Origin of the sequence: Pseudomonas sp. UBA4194 (assembly GCF_002379585.1) — a bacterium.
In the GTDB taxonomy this organism is placed as follows: domain Bacteria; phylum Pseudomonadota; class Gammaproteobacteria; order Pseudomonadales; family Pseudomonadaceae; genus Aquipseudomonas.
Genome location: NZ_DFUE01000025.1, coordinates 55,699 through 76,020, shown reverse-complemented (window position 1 = coordinate 76,020; position 20,322 = coordinate 55,699). Strand labels below are relative to the sequence as shown.

The 20,322-nt window shown below is 61.5% G+C and carries 17 protein-coding genes and 1 pseudogene; 15 read left to right on the top strand and 3 right to left on the bottom strand.

Annotated features, from left to right (window positions below; genetic code table 11):
- Positions 1-109 precede the first annotated feature (109 nt).
- From rpsP to B3397_RS07235, 10 genes are all read left to right on the top strand, one after another.
- Complete coding sequence (rpsP, locus tag B3397_RS07280; protein ID WP_008366201.1) at positions 110-361, top strand: 30S ribosomal protein S16; 252 nt, start codon at positions 110-112, stop codon at positions 359-361.
- Between the two features lie 5 nt (positions 362-366).
- Positions 367-903: a ribosome maturation factor RimM gene (gene rimM, locus B3397_RS07275; protein WP_296248611.1), complete on the top strand. Its 537-nt coding sequence runs from the start codon at positions 367-369 to the stop codon at positions 901-903.
- Positions 904-906: 3 nt separating this feature from the next.
- Positions 907-1,659, top strand: coding sequence for a tRNA (guanosine(37)-N1)-methyltransferase TrmD (trmD, locus tag B3397_RS07270; protein ID WP_296248609.1), 753 nt, complete (start codon positions 907-909; stop codon positions 1,657-1,659).
- A gap of 42 nt (positions 1,660-1,701) precedes the next feature.
- Positions 1,702-2,052, top strand: coding sequence for a 50S ribosomal protein L19 (gene rplS / locus B3397_RS07265; RefSeq protein WP_296248607.1), 351 nt, complete (start codon positions 1,702-1,704; stop codon positions 2,050-2,052).
- Between the two features lie 233 nt (positions 2,053-2,285).
- On the top strand, positions 2,286-3,182 hold the full coding sequence (gene xerD / locus B3397_RS07260; RefSeq protein WP_296248605.1) for a site-specific tyrosine recombinase XerD: 897 nt from the start codon (positions 2,286-2,288) through the stop codon (positions 3,180-3,182).
- 142 nt (positions 3,183-3,324) lie between these two features.
- A complete protein-coding gene (locus tag B3397_RS07255; protein ID WP_296248603.1) occupies positions 3,325-4,059 on the top strand; it encodes a thioredoxin fold domain-containing protein in 735 nt (244 codons plus the stop codon).
- Positions 4,060-4,168: 109 nt separating this feature from the next.
- On the top strand, positions 4,169-5,473 hold the full coding sequence (locus B3397_RS07250) for a homoserine dehydrogenase (protein ID WP_296248601.1): 1,305 nt from the start codon (positions 4,169-4,171) through the stop codon (positions 5,471-5,473).
- A 25-nt stretch (positions 5,474-5,498) separates the two neighbouring features.
- Positions 5,499-6,908: a threonine synthase gene (gene thrC / locus B3397_RS07245; RefSeq protein ID WP_296248599.1), complete on the top strand. Its 1,410-nt coding sequence runs from the start codon at positions 5,499-5,501 to the stop codon at positions 6,906-6,908.
- A 172-nt stretch (positions 6,909-7,080) separates the two neighbouring features.
- Positions 7,081-10,620, top strand: a complete 3,540-nt coding sequence (locus B3397_RS07240; RefSeq protein WP_414704358.1) for an ATP-binding protein — start codon at positions 7,081-7,083, stop codon at positions 10,618-10,620.
- 108 nt (positions 10,621-10,728) lie between these two features.
- Positions 10,729-11,244, top strand: coding sequence for a response regulator (locus B3397_RS07235; RefSeq protein ID WP_296248595.1), 516 nt, complete (start codon positions 10,729-10,731; stop codon positions 11,242-11,244).
- Between the two features lie 20 nt (positions 11,245-11,264).
- On the opposite strand, the gene B3397_RS07230 is transcribed toward B3397_RS07235, so the two are convergent.
- Complete coding sequence (locus B3397_RS07230; protein WP_296248594.1) at positions 11,265-11,927, bottom strand: response regulator transcription factor; 663 nt, start codon at positions 11,925-11,927, stop codon at positions 11,265-11,267.
- A 249-nt stretch (positions 11,928-12,176) separates the two neighbouring features.
- Here B3397_RS07230 and B3397_RS07225 point away from each other — a divergent pair, with 249 nt between their 5' ends.
- Positions 12,177-12,467: a DUF3509 domain-containing protein gene (locus B3397_RS07225; RefSeq protein WP_296248592.1), complete on the top strand. Its 291-nt coding sequence runs from the start codon at positions 12,177-12,179 to the stop codon at positions 12,465-12,467.
- Between the two features lie 159 nt (positions 12,468-12,626).
- On the opposite strand, the gene B3397_RS07220 is transcribed toward B3397_RS07225, so the two are convergent.
- Positions 12,627-13,538 (bottom strand): TIGR02285 family protein, encoded by a 912-nt coding sequence (locus tag B3397_RS07220; protein ID WP_296248590.1) that lies wholly within the window; start codon positions 13,536-13,538, stop codon positions 12,627-12,629.
- A gap of 176 nt (positions 13,539-13,714) precedes the next feature.
- Here B3397_RS07220 and B3397_RS07215 point away from each other — a divergent pair, with 176 nt between their 5' ends.
- The 3 genes from B3397_RS07215 (at position 13,715) to B3397_RS07205 (ending at position 17,450) form a co-directional block, all read left to right on the top strand.
- Positions 13,715-14,254: a YaeQ family protein gene (locus B3397_RS07215; protein WP_296248588.1), complete on the top strand. Its 540-nt coding sequence runs from the start codon at positions 13,715-13,717 to the stop codon at positions 14,252-14,254.
- A gap of 50 nt (positions 14,255-14,304) precedes the next feature.
- A complete protein-coding gene (gene recJ / locus B3397_RS07210; protein ID WP_296248587.1) occupies positions 14,305-16,014 on the top strand; it encodes a single-stranded-DNA-specific exonuclease RecJ in 1,710 nt (569 codons plus the stop codon).
- 329 nt (positions 16,015-16,343) lie between these two features.
- Complete coding sequence (locus tag B3397_RS07205) at positions 16,344-17,450, top strand: NADH:flavin oxidoreductase/NADH oxidase (protein WP_296248584.1); 1,107 nt, start codon at positions 16,344-16,346, stop codon at positions 17,448-17,450.
- A 155-nt stretch (positions 17,451-17,605) separates the two neighbouring features.
- Here the strand turns inward: B3397_RS07205 and B3397_RS07200 are convergent.
- Positions 17,606-19,218: pseudogene (locus B3397_RS07200) on the bottom strand (glucan biosynthesis protein D).
- A gap of 259 nt (positions 19,219-19,477) precedes the next feature.
- Between B3397_RS07200 and B3397_RS07195 the strand changes: the two are divergent.
- Complete coding sequence (locus tag B3397_RS07195) at positions 19,478-20,218, top strand: tellurite resistance TerB family protein (RefSeq protein WP_296248583.1); 741 nt, start codon at positions 19,478-19,480, stop codon at positions 20,216-20,218.
- Positions 20,219-20,322: the final 104 nt, after the last annotated feature.

Sequence of the window (20,322 nt, the reverse complement as noted above, 5' to 3'; positions counted from 1 at the left end):
AAGGCATTTGCAAATGTCCGTGTATTCCTTGAGAATATGCGGCCTTTCGGGCACCCGTGTGCCCGCTGTGCATTATGATTTGCAGCACCGACTACAGGAACGATGTTCAATGCTAACCATCCGTCTTGCCCGTGGCGGCTCCAAAAAGCGCCCGTTTTACCAACTGACCGTGACCGACTCGCGTAACCCGCGTGACGGCTCGCACAAAGAGCACGTGGGTTTCTTCAACCCTGTTGCCCGTGGTCAGGAAATCCGTCTGTCCGTGAACCAAGAGCGCGTCAACCACTGGTTGAGCGTTGGTGCACAGCCTTCTGAGCGTGTTGCTCAGTTGCTGAAGGAAGCTGCCAAGGCCGCGGCCTGAGCAATATGAACGCGACGCCAGATTCCGCTGATGACTTGATCGTCGTCGGCAAGATTTTCTCGGTACACGGCGTTCGCGGCGAGGTGAAGGTCTTTTCCTTTACCGATCCGATTGAAAACCTGCTGCAGTACAAGTCCTGGACGCTTCGGCGCGAAGGCGTGACCAAGCAGGTAGAGCTGGTCAGCGGCCGATCCACTCAAAAGGATCTGGTTGCCAAGTTGAAAGGCCTGGATGATCGCGACGAAGCCCGTCTTCTGTCCGGTTACGAGATTTGCATCTCGCGCAGCCTTTTGCCCGACCTGGCCGAAGATGACTACTACTGGTATCAGCTTCAGGGCCTGAAGGTCATCGATCTGCAAGAGCAATTGCTCGGCACCATCGATCACCTGTTGGAGACCGGTGCCAACGATGTAATGGTGGTGAAGCCCTGCGCGGGCAGTCTGGATGATCGTGAACGCCTGTTGCCCTATACGGCGCAATGCGTGTTGAAGGTCGACCTGGCCGCTGGCGAGATGAGGGTGGATTGGGACGCGGACTTCTAAGCGATGGCCAGCCTTCGCGTAGAGGTGATCACCCTGTTCCCCGAGATGTTCTCGGCCATCAGTGAGTACGGCATTACCAGCCGCGCGGTAAAACAGGGGTTGCTGCAACTGACCTGCTGGAACCCGCGGGACTACACCACGGACCGTCACCACACGGTGGATGACAGGCCCTTTGGCGGTGGTCCGGGAATGGTAATGAAGATCAAGCCCCTGGAAGATGCTCTGGTTCAGGCCAAGGCAGCGGCAGGGGACAAGGCGAAGGTCATTTACCTGTCGCCGCAAGGCCAGCCGTTGGTACAAGGCGCGGTCAAGCAACTGGCGACCTGTGAATCATTGATTCTGATCGCCGGGCGATATGAAGGCATCGACGAGCGCTTTATTGAGGCTCATGTCGATGAAGAGTGGTCTGTTGGCGACTATGTGCTGTCTGGCGGTGAGCTGCCTGCCATGGTCCTGATCGATGCGGTTACACGACTGCTGCCCGGAGCTTTGGGGCATGCAGACTCCGCGGAGGAAGATTCCTTCACGGACGGTCTGCTGGATTGCCCGCACTACACCCGACCGGAGGTGTATGCGGATCAGCGTGTTCCCGACGTATTGCTTAGCGGCAATCATGCACACATCCGGCGCTGGCGTTTGCAGCAGTCCCTTGGGCGGACCTACGAACGACGTGCCGATCTTCTGGAAAGACGCTCGCTTTCTGGAGAAGAGAACAAGCTGCTGGCGGAGTATCTCCGCGAGCGGAACGATAGTTAACGTATCGATGGTAAATCCGACGATTTGCCTTAGGAGCACAGCATGACCAACAAAATCATTCTGCAACTCGAAGCCGAGCAGATGACCAAAGAGATCCCTCCCTTTGCCCCGGGCGACACCGTTGTCGTTCAGGTGAAAGTGAAGGAAGGTGATCGTTCCCGTCTGCAGGCGTTCGAAGGCGTTGTTATCGCCAAGCGCAACCGCGGCGTGAACAGTGCCTTCACCGTTCGTAAAATCTCCAACGGTGTAGGTGTAGAGCGTACTTTCCAGACCTACAGCCCGCAGATCGACAGCATGGCCGTGAAACGTCGTGGTGACGTGCGTAAAGCCAAGCTGTACTACCTGCGCGACCTGTCTGGTAAAGCAGCACGTATCAAGGAAAAACTGTCCTGAGTACAGTTTGTTTCTGATGCAGGAAAAGGCAGCCTTCGGGCTGCCTTTTTTGTGGGCGAGGGTTTTGTGGCGGCAGGTCTGGCCTCATCGCGGGTAGAACCCGCTCCCACAGGAATTTTCGCGGGCTCCAGTACGGCGAAGAGACTCTGTGGGAGCGGGTTCTACCCGCGATAGCGTCACCCTGCTCCAGCGCCCTGTTATTATCTACGCACCCCCGCCTACCATGACCCCCAATGCCTGCCCTAGACCACCCCCTGATCGACCAATTCCTTGATGCCCTGTGGTTGGAGAAAGGCTTGTCGCAGAACAGCCGGGATTCCTATCGCAGCGACCTGGCCCTGTTCAACGGCTGGCTGCAAGAGCGGGGGATCGTCCTGGAGAGTGCCGGACGCGATACGCTGCTCGATCATCTGGCCTGGCGTGTCGACCAGGCCTACAAGGCCCGCTCAACGGCCCGCTTTCTGTCCGGGGCACGGGGGTTCTATCGCTACCTGCTGCGCGAAAAACTGATTGCCGTCGATCCGACCCTTCAAGTCGACATGCCGCAACTGGGCAAACCGTTGCCCAAGTCACTCTCCGAAGCCGACGTCGAAGCGCTGCTGCAAGCCCCGGACCTGAGCGAGCCGATCGGCCAGCGCGATCGCGCCATGCTTGAAGTGCTGTATGCCTGTGGGCTGCGTGTCACCGAGCTGGTGAGCTTGACCCTGGATCAGGTCAATTTGCGCCAGGGCGTACTGCGCGTGATGGGCAAGGGCAACAAGGAGCGCCTGGTGCCCATGGGCGAGGAAGCGGTTGTATGGGTGGAGCGGTACCTGCGTGATGGCCGGGTAGAGCTGCTCAACGGCCGCGTCAGCGATGTGATGTTTCCCAGCCAGCGCGGCGAACAGATGACCCGACAGACCTTTTGGCATCGCATCAAGCATCAGGCCCAGGTCGCCGGTATCTCCAAGGCGCTGTCTCCGCACACACTCCGACACGCTTTTGCCACCCACCTGCTGAACCACGGCGCCGATCTTCGGGTGGTGCAGATGCTGCTCGGTCACAGCGACCTGTCGACCACGCAGATCTACACCCACGTGGCGCGCGCACGCTTGCAGGACCTGCACGCCAAACACCATCCGCGGGGATGAAATCTGACGATCAGCGCCTGTCGGTCGCGATGCGCGCAGTCGGCCTGCGGGGGCGAATGTGGTAGGCTTGCCCGGTTTACGCAGCGGGCCGTGGTTATCCAGTTGTCCACCGCCCCTCAAGTCCGTCGCCTCAGGAGTTCCCATGCGCGTGACCCGCATTTTCGCCGCCGCAGCCATTGCGTTGGTCAGTACCTTTGCCGTCGCCGATCAGGCCGCCGAGCAAGCGATTCGCAAGACCCTGGATACCCTGAAACTCGATGTCCCGGTGGAAAGCGTGGCCAGCAGTCCGCTCAATGGCCTGTATGAAGTCAAGCTCAAGGGCGGCCGCGTGCTCTACGCCAGCGCCGATGGCCAGTTCGTGATGCAGGGCTACCTGTTCCAGATCCAGGACGGCAAGCCGGTCAACCTTACCGAAAAGACCGAACGTCAGGCCATTGCCAAGACCGTCAACGCCATTCCGGTGGCCGAAACCGTGGTCTACCCTGCCGTGGGTGAGACCAAGTCCCATATCACCGTGTTCACCGACACCACCTGCCCGTACTGCCACAAGCTGCACGCCGAAGTGCCCGAGCTGAACCGTCTGGGTATCGAAGTGCGCTACGTCGCCTTCCCGCGCCAGGGACTGGGATCGCCGGGCGACGAGCAGTTGCAGGCCGTGTGGTGCTCCAAGGATCGCAAGGCGTCCATGGACAAGATGGTGGCTGGCGACACCATCAAGGCGCCCAAGTGCGCCAACCCGGTGACCAAGCAATTCGAGCTGGGCCAGTCGATCGGCGTGAGCGGTACGCCGGCCATCGTGCTGGAAAACGGCCAGATGATTCCAGGTTATCAACCAGCGGCCAATGTGGCCAAGCTGGCGCTCGACGCCAAGGGCTGAGCGCCATCGCGCCAACCGATGGTATAAAACAGTATCAATCGCCCCGGCCCATGGCCGGTGGTCAGCATCACGGCCGACAGCGAGTCGGCCGTTTCATGGGGAGTTCAGAGTGAAACCGGTCAAAGTAGGCATCTGTGGGTTAGGTACCGTCGGTGGCGGCACCTTCAACGTACTTCAGCGCAACGCCGAGGAGATTGCCCGCCGCGCCGGGCGCGGTATTGAAGTTGCGCAGATCGCGATGCGGTCGCAGAACCCCAGCTGCCAAATCACCGGTACCCCCATTACCAACGATGTATTCGCGGTCGCCAGCAACCCCGAGATCGACATCGTCATCGAGCTGATCGGCGGCTACAGCATCGCCCGCGAGCTGGTGCTCAAAGCCATCGAGAACGGCAAGCACGTGGTTACCGCGAACAAGGCGCTGATTGCCGTGCACGGCAATGAAATCTTCGCCAAGGCCCGCGAAAAAGGTGTGATCGTGGCGTTCGAAGCCGCTGTGGCCGGTGGCATCCCGGTGATCAAGGCCATCCGCGAGGGCTTGTCGGCCAACCGCATCAACTGGGTCGCGGGGATCATCAACGGTACCGGCAACTTCATTCTCACCGAGATGCGCGAGAAGGGTCGCACCTTCGAAGACGTGCTGGCCGAGGCCCAGGCGCTGGGCTATGCCGAAGCGGACCCGACCTTCGACGTCGAAGGCATCGACGCTGCGCACAAGCTGACCATCCTGGCCTCCATCGCCTTTGGCATTCCGCTGCAATTCGACAAGGCCTACACCGAGGGCATTACTCGCCTGACCACGGCCGACGTCAACTACGCCGAAGCCCTGGGCTATCGCATCAAGCACCTGGGCGTGGCGCGCAGCACCGAGCGCGGCATCGAGCTGCGCGTTCATCCGACCCTGATTCCGGCCGATCGGCTGATCGCCAATGTCAACGGCGTGATGAACGCCGTGATGGTCAACGGTGATGCCGCAGGCTCCACGCTGTTCTACGGAGCCGGTGCCGGCATGGAGCCAACCGCTTCGTCGGTGGTGGCAGACCTGGTGGACGTGGTCCGTGCCATGACCTCGGACCCGGAAAACCGTGTGCCCCACCTGGCCTTCCAGCCCGACTCGCTGTCCGCACACCCAATCCTGCCGATCGAAGAGTGCGAGAGTGCCTATTACCTGCGTATCCAGGCCAAGGATCACCCTGGGGTGCTGGCCCAGGTGGCGAGCATCCTCTCGGAGCGTGGCATCAACATCGAATCGATCATGCAGAAGGAAGTGGAGGAGCACGATGGCCTGGTGCCCATGATCCTCCTGACTCACCGCGTGCTCGAACAGCACATCAACGACGCCATCAAGGCGTTGGAAGCCTTGCAGGGCGTGGTCGGGCCGGTGGTTCGCATCCGTGTCGAGCACTTGAACTAAGCGACAGCTGCCAGAGGAATTCGTAATGCGTTATATCAGTACTCGCGGTCAGGCTCCGGCGCTGAACTTCGAAGAGGTGCTGCTCGCCGGGTTGGCCAGCGACGGCGGCCTGTATGTGCCGGAGAACCTGCCACGTTTCACTCAGGAAGAAATCGCTTCGTGGGCCGGCCTGCCGTACCACGAACTGGCGTTCCGGGTCATGCGCCCGTTCGTTACCGGCAGCATTCCGGATGCCGATTTCAAGAAGATCCTGGAGGAGACCTACGGCGTTTTCACCCATGCTTCCATCGCGCCACTGCGCCAGCTGCGGGGCAATGAGTGGGTAATGGAGCTGTTCCACGGCCCGACCCTGGCGTTCAAGGACTTCGCCCTGCAGCTGTTGGGCCGTCTGCTCGATTACGTGTTGGCCAAGCGTGGTGAGCGCGTGGTGATCATCGGCGCTACCAGTGGCGACACGGGCTCGGCGGCCATTGAAGGCTGCAAGCATTGCGAGAACGTCGACATCTTCATCCTGCATCCGCACGAGCGTGTCTCGGCGGTGCAGCGTCGGCAGATGACCACGCTGTTCGGTGACAACGTCCATAACATCGCCATCGAAGGCAACTTCGACGATTGCCAGGAGATGGTCAAGAACAGCTTCGCCGACCAGAGCTTCCTCAAAGGCACTCGCCTGGTAGCGGTGAATTCGATCAACTGGGCGCGGATCATGGCCCAGATCGTCTACTACTTCCATGCGTCCCTGCAGTTGGGCGGCCCGGCGCGCTCCGTGGCGTTCTCTGTGCCGACCGGCAATTTCGGCGATATTTTCGCCGGCTATCTGGCGCGTAACATGGGCTTGCCGATCAACCAGTTGATCGTGGCCACCAACCGCAACGACATCCTGCACCGCTTCATGAGCGGCAACCAGTACGTCAAGGAAACCTTGCACGCGACCTTGTCGCCATCGATGGACATCATGGTGTCGTCGAACTTCGAGCGCCTGCTGTTCGACCTGCACGGTCGCAGCGGTGCGGCGATTGCGGGGCTGATGGACAGCTTCAGGCAGGGCGGCGGTTTCAGCGTCGAAGAAGAGCGTTGGGTGGAAGCGCGCAGGTTGTTCGATTCGCTGGCCGTCGACGACGAACAGACCTGCGAGACGATTGCAGAGGTCTTCGCCGAATGTGCCGAAGTGCTCGATCCGCACACCGCGATTGGCGTGCGCGCGGCGCGTGAGTGCCGTCGCAGCCTTGACACCCCAATGGTGGTGCTGGGAACGGCTCATCCGGTCAAGTTCCCGGAAGCGGTGCAGAAGGCCGGCATCGGCAAGGCCTTGGAGCTGCCGGCGCATCTGGTGGATCTGTTCGAGCGCGAAGAGAAATGCACCGTGCTGCCCAACGATCTCGCCGCTGTGCAGAACTTTGTCGCCCAGCACGGCAATCGCGGCAAGCCGCTGTGATTGTCGTGATCTGAAACATATAAAGCCCGTCTTGTACGGGCTTTATGCTTTTTACAGTGCCAAGCTTATGCAACTTTTTCCCAGGCCTGCGAATGGCCGGTTGGCAAGGATGCAAGGCATGAATCCCATACTCACCTCGTTCTTCACGCTGGCGCTGTCGGTTGCCTCGGCGATGACGCTCTGTGTGGGTCTCGCGCAGCCAGCGTTGGCAGCACAAAGCTTGCCGTTCAACGTTGTGCCGCCGTTCGTGCAACTGGCGCCGATCCCGCTCTCCAGCGCCGAGAAACAGTGGTTGCAGCAGCATGGGACGATCAGGGTCGGGGTTTCTCTGGCCGATCATGAGCCGATCGACATCACCAGTGATCGCAACCGCTATCAGGGCGTCAGCGCCGATTACCTCAGTTTGGTGGGCAGTCGCCTCGGCGTGTCCCTGCAGGTGCTCGGTTTCGCCCAACGCAGCGAAGCGGTGCAAGCGCTAAAGGACGGCGAGATCGACCTGCTGACCAGCGCCAATGCGTTCGAGCAGGCCATCGGCGGCCTGCAATTCTCCGCCGAATACATGCCCGACCGCGGCGTGGTCGTTCGGCGTGCCGGCAGTGTCGCGAATCCGACGCTGGCGGGTGAAAGGGTCGCCCTGATCGACGGTTACGCGGACGACAGCATGGTCCACCGGGTCTACCCGGACAGCCGGGTGGTCATTGCCCCGAGCCTGGGCAGTGGGTTGCAGGCGCTGCACCAGGGCGATGTGGATGCGCTGATCAGCAACGAGGTGATCGTACGTGCCTACAATGCATTGCGCCCTTATATCGCGCTGGAGATCGTTGGTCCGAGCGCCTTGCCACCGGTGGGATATACCTTCGCCAGCCGTATCAGCGACCCGCTGCTGGGGCAAATGGTCGAGCGCGCCCTGGGCAGCATCGACGACAGCCTGCGCCGGGAGATCCTCACCCGTTGGACGACCGGGCTGGGTTCCGAGATCGGTCATCACCGCGTACCGCTGGAGCCCAGCGAGCAAGCCTGGATCGACGCCCACCCGCAGGTTCGTGTGGTGGCGACGCAATACCCGCCGTATATCTACAAGGACCGTCAAGGCAGTTGGGTCGGGCTCAACAGCGAGGTACTGGCCACCCTGTCGCACATGACCGGCCTGGAGTTCGTCTTCGTACCGTCCAATTCCATGGCCCAGAGCCTGGACATGCTCAGGCATGGCCAGGCCGACATGAACACCACGTTGTCGGAAACCCCGGATCGCAAGAAATTCCTCAGCTTCAGCCATTCCTTCGGCGGGCAGGGCTGGGTGTTCATCCTGCGCGCCGAAGACCTCCCGGTCGGCAACTTCGACGAGCTGGCGGGCAAGACCCTGGCGCTGCCCGCCGAGCATGCGCTGGAAAGCGCCATTCGCATGGAATATCCGCAGATCAAGCTGCGCCTGGTGAGCACCTACGACAAGGCTCGTGAGCTGGTGGCCAATGGTGAGGCCGATGCCACCATCGACAGCGAAGTCGGCGCCTACCGTGCGGTGGGGCGTTATCCGCCGGGCGTTCTGAAGGTGGGTCGCAACGTCGATGGCCGATGGTCGCCGGACCGGTTTGCGGTGCGGGCCGATCAGCCCGAGCTGGTTTCCATCATCAACAAGGCGCTGGAAGCCTACCCGGTTGCCGAACTGCGTGCGGCGCGTCTGAAGTGGCTGGGCGCAGTGGTGCCGGCCGAGCCCATGTGGCAGCGCATAGCCACGTGGGTCTACTGGGCGCTGGCGGCGGCATTGGTGCTGGGCGCCGTATCGTTGATTTGGAGTGGCCGGCTGAAAGTGCAGATCCGCCAGCGCGAACAGGCCGAACAGGCGCTCAACGACCAGTTGGCCTTTCAGCGTGCCTTGCTGGACGGCATACCCAGCCCCATCTACGTGCGCGATCTGGAAGCGCGCATGCTGTCCTGCAACAAAAGCTACGAGCAATGCTTTGGCCTGACTCTGGATGAAGTGCGCGGTCGTACCCTGCCAGAGGTCAACCTGCTGGCGGGGAGCAAGGCGCAGCAGGTGCATCGGGACTATCTCAAGATGTTGGCCGACCAGCAGCCGGTCTTCGCCGACCGCCAGATCGAGATGGCAGGTCGCCAGGTTGACGCCTGGCAATGGATTGTTCCGTTCTACAATGCCGAAGGCCAGTTGCAGGGGTTGCTGGGTGGCTGGATCGACATCTCCGAGCGCAAGCGTCTCGAAGACCAATTGGTCGATGCCCGCTACATCGCCGAGCAGGCCAGCCAGGCCAAGAGTGCTTTCCTGGCAACCATGAGCCATGAAATCCGTACGCCGATGGCCGCGATCATAGGCTTGCTGGAACTCGAGCGCGAGCATCGCAGCCGGGATGGCCAGCCGATTTCCGAGGCACTGGACGTCGCCTGGCACTCGGCACAGGACCTGATTGCCCTGATCGGCGACAGCCTGGACCTGGCCAAGATCGAATCAGGCAGTCTGCAGTTGGCCGAGCAGGCCACCGAGCTGGTGCCCTTCTTCGAAGGGATGCTGGGATTGTTCTCTGCCCAGGCGTCGCGCAAGGGTGTGGCGCTCAAACTCCAGGTGGCCCCGGCGCTGCGCAGAGAGTTCTGGTTCGACCCCTTGCGCCTTCGCCAAGTGGTGCACAACTTGCTGAGCAACGCGCTGAAATTCACTCATCAGGGTAGCGTTGCGCTTACGGTGGAGGGGCAGGTGGCCGACAGCGGTCGCTGTACGCTGCACATCGTGGTCACCGACACCGGGGTGGGTATCAGCCCGGCGCAACAGGCGCGACTGTTCAAGCCTTTCGTTCAGGGCGGCGTGGATGTGTTGCAGGAGTCCACGGGCACCGGGCTCGGGCTGACCATCTGCCGGCAGTTGGTGGAACTCATGGGCGGCAGCATCGAGCTTTCCAGCGAGGAGGGCCGGGGGACCCGAGTGCACATCGTGCTTGAAGTCAGAAGCCATGGTGCCGAGGAGCGCCCGGTGCTGCAAACGTCCCAGCGACCCCTGACCCGTGCCTTGCAGGTACTGGTGGTCGACGACCTGTCGGCCAATCGGATGGTGCTTTGCCAACAGCTGGAGCTGCTGGGTCATCAGGTGCAGGAGGCCAGTGACGGCCTGGTGGCGCTGGAGCTGTGGAACAGCGGGGCGTTCGATCTGGTGTTCACGGACTGCAACATGCCGGGCATGAGTGGCTACGCGTTGTGCCAGGCCATCCGCGAGCATGAAGCCCAGACGGGTCAGGAGCGGGTAAGGCTGGTCGGTTGTACCGCCAATGCCATGGCCGATGAGCGGTTGCGTTGCGAAGAGGCGGGTATGGACGAATTGCTGGTCAAACCGGTTGCTCTGGACAAGCTGGCGCAGATCATTGCCAGCCTGCTGGAAGAGCCTGCGTTCGACATGGCGACCCTGCAACGGTTGACCCAGGCCAACGCGCCCATGATGCAGCGCATGCTCGACGAGCTGGCGCGCAACCTGCTGACCGAAGCCGGTGCCCTGAACAGTGCGCGGCAGGCGCAGGACTGGCAGCGCCTGGATGAGATCCTGCATCGACTCAAAGGCATTGCCAGCTTGATCGACGCCATGCCCCTGGCGCGAGCAACCGCCGGCGTTGCCGCCAGTTGCCGTGAGCGTTCCGTGACAAGCCTGAGCGCAAGTTGGCCTCACCTGGAAAGCGCCATTGCCCAGCTGCAATTGGCCATCACTCGCGCTGCCTAGGAAAATTCCTCAATCACTTTCAGACTCGTCCTATCGGCGATGCCTTGACCGGTCTCTACAGTGGCGTCCAACGCGCAGATTCGCCGCGTCCACTTGGAGAAATAGCTCATGCATTCCCTCAAAGTTCTGGTTCTGGAAGACAGTCCCTTCCAGTTGATGGCCATGCACCAGATGCTCAATGCTTGTGGCGTGTTCGACGTGTTGACGGCCGAAAGTGTCGATTCGGCGTGCCAGTCGCTGCATAAACGCGGCGCGGTGGACGTCGCCATCTGCGACCTGCACATGGACGGTCCCGATGGCCTGGAGCTGATCCGTCACCTGGCACTCAACGATCTGGCTCAGGCGTTGGTGGTGTGCAGCAGTGCCGCCCCCGAGGTAATCGCCGAAGCGGTACAACTGGCACGTGAGCAGAATGTGCCGGTACTGGGCGCGTTACCGAAGCCCGCGACCGCCAATGCCATTCACGAGCTATTGAGCGAATACCTGGAGCCCGCCGGCCCGGACGACCAGTTGCCCCTGGCTGAAGTTCGCGAAATCGGCAGCCTGGACGAGGCGGTGCCTGAGCATGTGCATGCTGTCTGCGCGGCATGGCAGGCCCGGCAGACCCGGCAGGCGCGCAAATAAGAGCCTTTGGTCCCGAAGTTTCAGTTCAGTCCCTGCTCTTGCAGATAAATGAACAGCGCCGCGTCATTGCTGATACCCAGCTTGCGCATGGCGCTGACTTTCTGCGCGCTGATGGTCTGTTTGCTGCGGTTGAGCCGCTGCGCGATTTCATTCACCGACAGACCATCGGCTAGTAGTCGCGTGATTTCCATCTCCCGAGGTGACAGGGCATCCTGACTCAACATGCGCGAGCGGTTCACTTCGCCGCTCTGCGCCAGAATCTGTTCCACCGATTGGGCAATATACGGCTTGTTACGCTTGAGTTGCGCAATCGCCAGGGGCAGTTCGCTGACGAGGCTCGCCTTACCCAATACGCCCGCCACCCCCAGGCCGAGGATCGAGCGCAGCAAGCCGGGATTGGTCAGCATTGTCACCACCAGCACGGGAAGTGTTGGCCAGTGGCGCCGTACGTACTCTATCAGCCTCAAGCCGTCGGCCTGCTCCTGCGAAGGCATCATGAAGTCTGTGATCAGCAAATCGCACGCTGTACTGTTCAGGCACCGGGTCAGTTCCTCGGGGGAGCTGGCCTCGGCGGCGACCCGCAGCCCTGGATCCTGTTCAAGCACTGCCCGCAGGCCGATGCGAAAGATCGGATGGTCGTCGGCGAGCACGATCCGCAACGGGTCTTTTCGAAAGTCGTTCAAAGCGCGCTCCGGCTGCTGGTATGTCAGGTGACGGATTCTTGCACAGCCGTTGTACGCCACCGACGGGTTTTGTAGTCCATTTCCACTGCGAGCGCCTTCGAGCTGCACAATCAGAAACGTCCTACAGTGATTCTGTCATCTTTCGTAGCCATTCTCGTAACAGGTCTGACATTCGTGGTTAGAACTTTTCTCGATCACCGCGGGTCATTGTCATGCACCTTTAGAATTTGAACAGTGAGTGGTGATGCGATGGAAACTATCAGCCTGTTGCTTAACGAAGCTCTGACGCCTTACCTCGTACACCTCGAAGGTCACGATAGCGCTGGCAACCGCCAATTGGTGGTGAGCACCGCGTCAGGGGCGCCGGTGTTGCAGCGCAGTGTCAACCAAAGCCAGTTCGAAGATCTGCGCTCGTTCACCGACGTGGTCGATGGGCTGCACCGGGATATCCTGGTTGCCGAAGGTCGGCTCGAGCCCTGCATGATCGCGGCCCTGCGCAGCGCTGCACAGGCACCGAGGTTCGCCGTTCCGAGCGTCTAAGCCGGGAACCTTGAGCGTGGCTTACGCTCTCATTCAGTAATGGCGGTGCGAATTCATTGTGCTCCGGTGTCTCTCGCCTGCCGTACATGGCTCAGATCGGGCCATGCTTGACCCCCTCAGGACTCCCCACCTGTGGGGGTTTCTTTTATGGAGCGCAGCTCAGCGTTGGCTGCTCAGTCCGGCATCTTTCCTGGAGTTGAAGAACGCGGCTGACTCGCGCACATATTCCTTGCGGCTGACCGGGTCCAACCACTGGGCGTAATAGCCGATCAATTCGCCTGTGCGCAGCGTGCGCAGGCTTTCATTGATCTTCTCCAGCACCACTCTGCTGGCAGTGGTATCGGAGCAGCCCACGTAGATGTACTGATACTTCGCCGCGCCGGCGACGGGCAGATACTGCAGTTGCTCCGGATCCAGCCCTTCCTCCCGCGCGTGATACAGCGTCTCCGGCAAATACCCCAGCACAGCCTTGATACGCCCCAGTCTTTCCATGCGCAGCAGGCTTCCCACCGCGTTATTGCCATGATGCTGGAGGAGTTGGGCCTGCGGGGCATCGCCGACGATCTTGTCGATGACCGCGCCATAGCTGCGTTCGGCGACCATGCCCACGCGCGTGACACCGCTGGCGAGCAGGGCACGCAGATCGAGTGCACCGTCGGTGATGAAGGGTGAAAACAGCGGCTGGTCACGGCGCTGGATGACCACGCCATTGCTGATGGTATTCATGCTGGGTACCGAATACAGGATGGTCTTGGCCCGTTCGGCGGTCCAGAGCAGGGTAGGGTCGCAGGTCAGGCCCGGCTCATTGAGCATCTGCATGGCCCGGGCGCGGTTGACCTGCATCAGCACGTGATCGTATTCCGGCAAGGCGGCGGTCAACAGGGGCAGCATTCTGTCGACCGCGCCGCGGCCTTTGTCGGGGCCATTATTGATGGTCAGGGGTACCAGGTCGCGGACCAGCCATGTCACCGTTTCACGGGCGCTGCTCACGTTCGGCAATGTCAGGCACCCTACCGTCAACACAGGCAGTACCCATCTTTTCAGCCAGTCGGGTTTGCAGCACGAATCCATGGCGTTCCTTGCGCGACAGCGGGGGTCGGGTCGATCCGCGACGCGATGGGCCATCTTTATCACACGCGCTGCTGCGATCAAACACCCGATGGCACCCGCACCGGCGCTGGGCGTTCGTTGATCGCCGCCGCATGGGGTAGACTAGCGGCCTTTCAACATCCCAAGAAGCCCGCCCAATGGCCCAGCCATCAACGACTTACAAATTCGAATTGAACCTGACCGATCTCGATCGCAGCGTGTACGAAAGCGTCAAGCAAACCATCGCCCGCCATCCGTCGGAAACCGAGGAACGGATGACCGTGCGATTGCTTGCCTACGCGCTCTGGTACAGCGAGCAGCTGTCGTTTGGCCGGGGCTTGTCGGATGTGGACGAACCGGCGTTGTGGGAAAAAAGCCTGGATGACCGGGTATTGCACTGGATCGAGGTAGGCCAGCCCGACGTCGATCGGCTCACCTGGTGTTCGCGTCGCACCGAGCGTACCAGCCTGCTGGCCTATGGCAGCCTGCGGGTATGGCAAACCAAGGTGGTGGATGCGGTAAAGAATCTGAAGAACGTCAACATCGCCGCCGTCCCTCAGGAGGTGCTGGAAACCTTGGCCAAGGACATGCCGCGCGTGATCAAGTGGGACGTCATGATCAGCGAAGGCACGGTGTTCGTCACCGATGATCGCGGTCAACACGAAGTCCAGTTGGAATGGCTGATGGGCGAGCGTTGAGCCACCTGTTTTCCTTTCATTTCTACCTATAGAGAAGCCTGCACAGCCCCATGCGCATCGAACCCCGCACCTTGCCCGATACCCTGCCGTTTCTCGGTGAAATGCCCGCTCTCCTGACCCGCCTGTACGCGGCGCGTGGCGTGCAGAGCGCCGAGGAACTGGACAAGGGTCTGGCCCGACTGATCCCCTACCAGCGGCTCAAGGGAATCGACGCCGCGGTGACCTTGCTGGTCAAGGCCATCGAAACCCGCCAGCGCATTCTGGTGGTCGGCGACTTCGATGCGGACGGTGCCACGGCCAGTACGGTCGGCGTATTGGGGTTGCGGCTGCTGGGCGCTGCTCACGTCGATTACCTGGTGCCCAACCGCTTCGAGTACGGCTATGGCCTGACGCCGGAGATCGTTGCCGTGGCGCTGCAGCGCGAGCCGCAGTTGCTGGTCACTGTGGACAACGGCATTTCCAGTGTCGAAGGGGTCGCAGCGGCCAAGGCGGCCGGGCTCGATGTGCTGGTGACCGACCACCACTTGCCCGGCCATGAGTTGCCCGCGGCCGATGCCATCGTCAATCCCAACCAGCCGGGCTGTGAGTTTCCCAGCAAAGCCCTGGCCGGGGTTGGGGTGATCTTCTATGTGCTGATGGCCCTGCGCGCGCGTCTGCGTGAAATGGGTTGGTATGCCGACCGGCCGCAGCCCAACATCGGCGAGCTTCTGGATCTGGTGGCATTGGGCAGTGTCGCCGACGTGGTGCCGCTGGACGCCAACAACCGTATCCTGGTGCATCAGGGCCTGGAGCGTATCCGTGCCGGGCGTGCGCGGCCTGGTATCAAGGCGATCCTGGAAGTGGCGCGCCGCGAAGCCGCTCGCCTCACGTCCACGGACCTGGGCTTCATCCTCGGCCCTCGGCTCAATGCCGCCGGGCGTCTGGACGACATGAGCCTGGGCATCGAATGTCTGCTCAGCGACGACATGGCGGCGGCTCAGGCCATGGCCGCTGAGCTCGATGCACTGAATCAGGATCGCAAGTCCATCGAGCAGGGCATGCAGCGCGAAGCCCTGGCGCAGCTCAAGGACCTGCCCGTGGAATCCATGCCGTTCGGCCTGTGTCTGTTCGATGCCGACTGGCACCAGGGTGTGATCGGCATTCTGGCGTCGCGCCTGAAGGAACGTTATCACCGGCCCACCATTGCCTTCGCCGATGCCGGTGATGGGCTGCTCAAGGGCTCGGCGCGCTCGGTGCCCGGTTTCCACATTCGCGATGCGCTCGATGCCGTTGCGGCGGGCAACCCGCAGTTGATCAGCAAGTTCGGCGGCCACGCCATGGCGGCAGGGTTGACGTTGCCCGAGGCGAATTTCGCGCCGTTCTGCGAGGCATTCGATGCTCAGGTGCGTAGCCAGCTGTGCGAGGAAGATCTGACCGGCAGGTTGCTGTCCGACGGCAGCCTGGCCGCTGAAGAGTTTCACCTGGAACTGGCGCGCGCATTGCGCAATGCCGGGCCTTGGGGGCAGCACTTCCCCGAGCCGTTGTTTCATGGTGTTTTTCAGTTGGTCGAACAGCGGGTGGTCGGGGAGCGGCACCTCAAAGTGGTGCTCAAGACCGAATGCGGCAGCGTGAGCCTGGATGGCATTGCGTTCGGCATCGATCGGGAGGTGTGGCCCAACCCTACGGTGCGTTGGGTGCAACTGGCGTACAAGCTGGACCTCAATGAGTTTCGTGGGCGTGAGACCGTGCAGTTGATGATCGCGCACATCGAGGCGCGCTGAGCTGCACCGGTTGGAACGGGTGGGGCAGGGGATTGTCGACTAATCTCTGGTGAGTCGTATGTGTCCGTTGTGGATGTGTGCGAGGGCGTGACGCGGCTTACGCCGCTGCTACGGGTTTGTCGTATTGATGGGGCGGGCTTGACGCGGCTTACGCCGCTGCTACGGGTTTGTCGTATTGATGGGGCGGGCTTGACGCGGCTTACGCCGCTGCTACGGGTCTGTCGTATTGATGGGGCGGGCTTGACGCGGCTTACGCCGCTGCTACGGGTTTGTCATATTGATGTGGCGTCCGCCAGCACCAACTTATCCACTGCCAACCGAGGTGCTCAATGAGTCTGCTGCTCGAACCCTACACCCTGCGTCAACTGACCTTGCGCAATCGCATCGCGGTGTCGCCGATGTGCCAATACTCCAGCGTCGACGGTCTGGCCAACGACTGGCATCTGGTACACCTGGGCAGTCGCGCCAGTGGTGGTGCCGGTCTGGTGTTCACCGAGGCCACGGCAGTCACCGCCGAGGGTCGCATCACCCCTGAAGATCTTGGCCTGTGGAACGATGAGCAGATCGAGCCGCTGCAGCGCATCACCCGTTTCATCACCTCGCAAGGCGCCGTGCCGGGTATTCAGCTGGCCCACGCCGGTCGCAAGGCCAGCACCTGGCGGCCGTGGCTGGGCAAGCATGGCAGCATTGCAGTCAACGAGGGCGGCTGGGTTCCGGTAGGCCCTTCCAGAATCGCCTTCGACCCGCAGCACACTGCACCTGTGGCGCTGGACGAAGCCGGCATCAAAGCCATCATTCAGGCCTTCGTCGATTCGGCCAAACGTGCCTTGACCGCCAACTTCAAGGTGGTGGAAGTGCATGCGGCCCATGGCTACCTGCTGCATCAGTTCCTGTCTCCGATCAGCAACCAGCGTCAGGACCAGTACGGCGGTAGCTTCGACAACCGCATCCGTCTGACCCTTGAGGTCACCCAGGCGATTCGCGAGGTCTGGCCAGAAGAGTTGCCTGTATTCGTGCGCGTGTCGGCCACTGATTGGGTTGAAGATGGCTGGAACCCGGACGAGACGGTGGAGTTGGCCAAGCGCCTGAAAGGCTTGGGCGTGGATCTGATCGATGTGTCGTCGGGCGGCACCTCGGCCAATGCCGAGATTCCAACTGGCCCTGGCTACCAGACACGGTTCGCCGAACGCGTGCGCAAGGAGTCGGACATTGCCACAGGCACCGTGGGGATGATTACCGATCCAGCCCAGGCCGAACATATCCTGCGTACCTGTCAGGCCGATATCATTCTGTTGGCGCGAGAACTGTTGCGTGACCCGTACTGGCCACTGCATGCCGATGATGATCTGGGTGGACGCAAAGCCACGTGGCCGGCGCAGTACCAGCGTGCGACCCATCGGGATCAGCCGATTCTGGAATCCGATCTGCGGGATTGATCGGCTGCTGGCTTCATCGCGGGTAGAACCCGCTCCCACAGAGGAACTCGGATGAACTGAAAATCCCCCGGTTGGCCGGGGGATTTGATCTACTCAGCTGATCCTATGTGGGAGCGGGTTCTACCCGCGATGAGGCCCACACTGACACCCCACCATCAAACGTACTTGCGCCTCTCCGGCGCTGGCGGGAAGTACTGGTACAGCCAGGTCTCGCTGAGGGTACGCCCCTGGGTCTTGATGAACAGGCGCATGTCCACCGGATCGACGCTGTCGCTGGTCGGGTACGAGTCGAACAGCACGCGAAAACCCTTGATGTCCGGCAGTTCCAGCACCTGGAAGTCCTGTACCTTGCCGCCGGATGCGGTGATCACCGGTTCGATCGGTGTCTTCAGGGTTTCGAGACCGCCGCCGGCAAAGTCCACGGCGAAGCGCCGTGCCCAGACGTCCGGGTAATGCTCGCCCGGCGCCCAGCCTTCGGTAAAGCCACCCATGCCCGAGCGGGTCGCCGCAACCCGAGCCAAGGGTGTGCCCACCGGCGCCAGGGCGCTCCAGTACAGCTTGTAGCCAAAGTTCAGGTAATCACCCGCTTTGACAGGCTTCTTCGGCGTCCAGAAAGCCACGATGTTATCCATGGTCTCGCCCGTGGTGGGCAGCTCCACCAGATCCACCGACCCCTCGCCCCATTGAGTGGTCGGCTCGACCCAAAGGCTTGGGCGCTTGTGGTACCAGTCCACGGTGTCCTGGTAGTTGGCGAAGTTGTGGTCGGTCTGGATCAGCCCGAAGCCCTTGGGGTTGTTGTCGGCAAAGGCGTTGAAGCGGACCCGGTCCGGGTTGTTCAGGGGGCGGCAGATCCACTCGCCATTGCCGCGCCACATGGCCAGGCGATCGGAATCGTGAATCTGCGGATGAATGGTGTCGCACATGCGGCGTTCGTGTTGCCGCAACTGAACATACTGGTCATCGGCGAAATGCCCAGTTGCTCGATGTCCTTGCGCGCATTGACGTGAGCATCGATGTCCATCACCACGCGCTCGGCCTGACAGTCGATGTCGAAGCGGTAGGCACCGGTTGCACTGGGCGAATCCAGCAGCGCATAGACCACAAAGCGGGTGCTGTCCTTGCTCGGCGTCTCGAACCAGAACTTGGTGAAGTCGGGGAACTCTTCCTGTTGATGGGCATAGGTATCGATGGCCAGACCACGTGCCGAGAGCCCGTATTGGCCGGTCCCATCGACCGCGCGGAAATAGCTGGCGCCCAGGAACGAGACGATGTCGTGTCGATCGATTTCCGGGGCCTTGAACAGCTTGAAGCCAGCGAAGCCCAGGTCACCCTTGAGCTGGGACTTGTCCACCGTGGTGTTCTTGTAGTCGAACAGCGGCGGGTGGAAATGCACCTCGCGAGCCTGGCTCTTGGCCGCGTCTACACTGTACATGCGTACGGGGGTGCGGAAGCCCATGCCGACATGGAAGAACTGCACGTCCAGCTGACCTTTCAGATCGTTCCACAGGGAGTGGTTGGCATCGTACTGGATGGCGTTGAACTGTTGCGGGGTCATGGTCGCCAAGGTGGGCGGCAGGGTTTGCTTGTTGCTCACATACGCTTGCCCGGCCAGGGTTTTGGCCTGGGCCTTGAGCATGTCGAAACTGAAGGGCTCGACGTCGCCGTCGGCGGTAGCTGCAAAGGCCTGGGCAGCGAACAGCCCGGTGCCGGACAAGCCGGTGTAAGCCGCAAGGGCCATCGACGCTTTCAGAAGGTTCCTGCGGTGCATAGATAACCCGTTCTGGATGAAACCCGGCCACTCCCAGCGGCTGTAAGGGTTCAAGTAGGTAGGCTTGGCCATGCCTTGGCCAAACGCATCGAACTTTACACAGATACTCGAATGGGCGATGGGTTCGCAAACATCTGTAAAAAAATAATCAGCGGATGGCCAGGTGCGCAACATCTGGAAGCACATCCCTGCTCCGGGCTCGCAACCGAATGCTCGTACTCTCGTCTAAACCGTTACCTACTCAATGAGGCCCATTTCGATGAACACTCGCGGTTTGCTCGACCAATTGTTCAAATCCGGCCAGGAACTGCTGAAGAATAAAAGCGGCGGTGGCCAATCGCCGTTGGGTGGCGCAGGCGGTGCCCTCGGCGGGTTGTTGTCCGGTGGCAAAGGCGGGGCGGCAGGGGCGCTTGGCGGCCTGCTGTCGGGCGGTAAGGGGGCGATGGCCGGTGGTGCCATGGGCCTGCTGCTGGGCAACAAAAGTGCGCGCAAGTACGGCGGCAAGGCACTGGCCTACGGCGGCCTTGCGGCCTTGGGCGTGATTGCCTACAAAGCCTATGGCAACTGGCAGGCGCAGCAGCAGAATGCCCCGCAAGGCGAACCGCAGACGATTGACCGCTTGCCGCCGCAGCAGGTCGAGGAACACAGCCAGGGGATTCTCAGGGCGTTGGTTGCCGCGGCCAAGGCCGACGGCCATGTCGATGCGCGCGAACGTGAGTTGATCGAGGGTGAGTTTTCACGGCTCGATTCCGATACCGAACTGCAGCAGTGGCTGCACAGCGAGCTGAACAAGCCGCTGGATCCGGCCGACGTCGCGCGTGCGGCGAAGACGCCCGAGATGGCCGCCGAAATGTACATCGCCAGCGTGATGCTGGTGGACGAAGAGCATTTCATGGAGCGTGCGTATCTGGACGAGCTGGCCAAACAGTTGTCGCTCGAACCGGGTTTGAAAGCGGAGCTGGAGAAGCAAGTACGCGAGGCGAATCTGGCAGCGGTGTAGGGCCCACCCGTGATGGCGGCAGGCCCGACGCCTTCGCGGCTTCACGCCGCTCCTACAAACACCCCATCCCCCCTGTAGGAGCGGCGTCCAGCCGCGAAGACGCC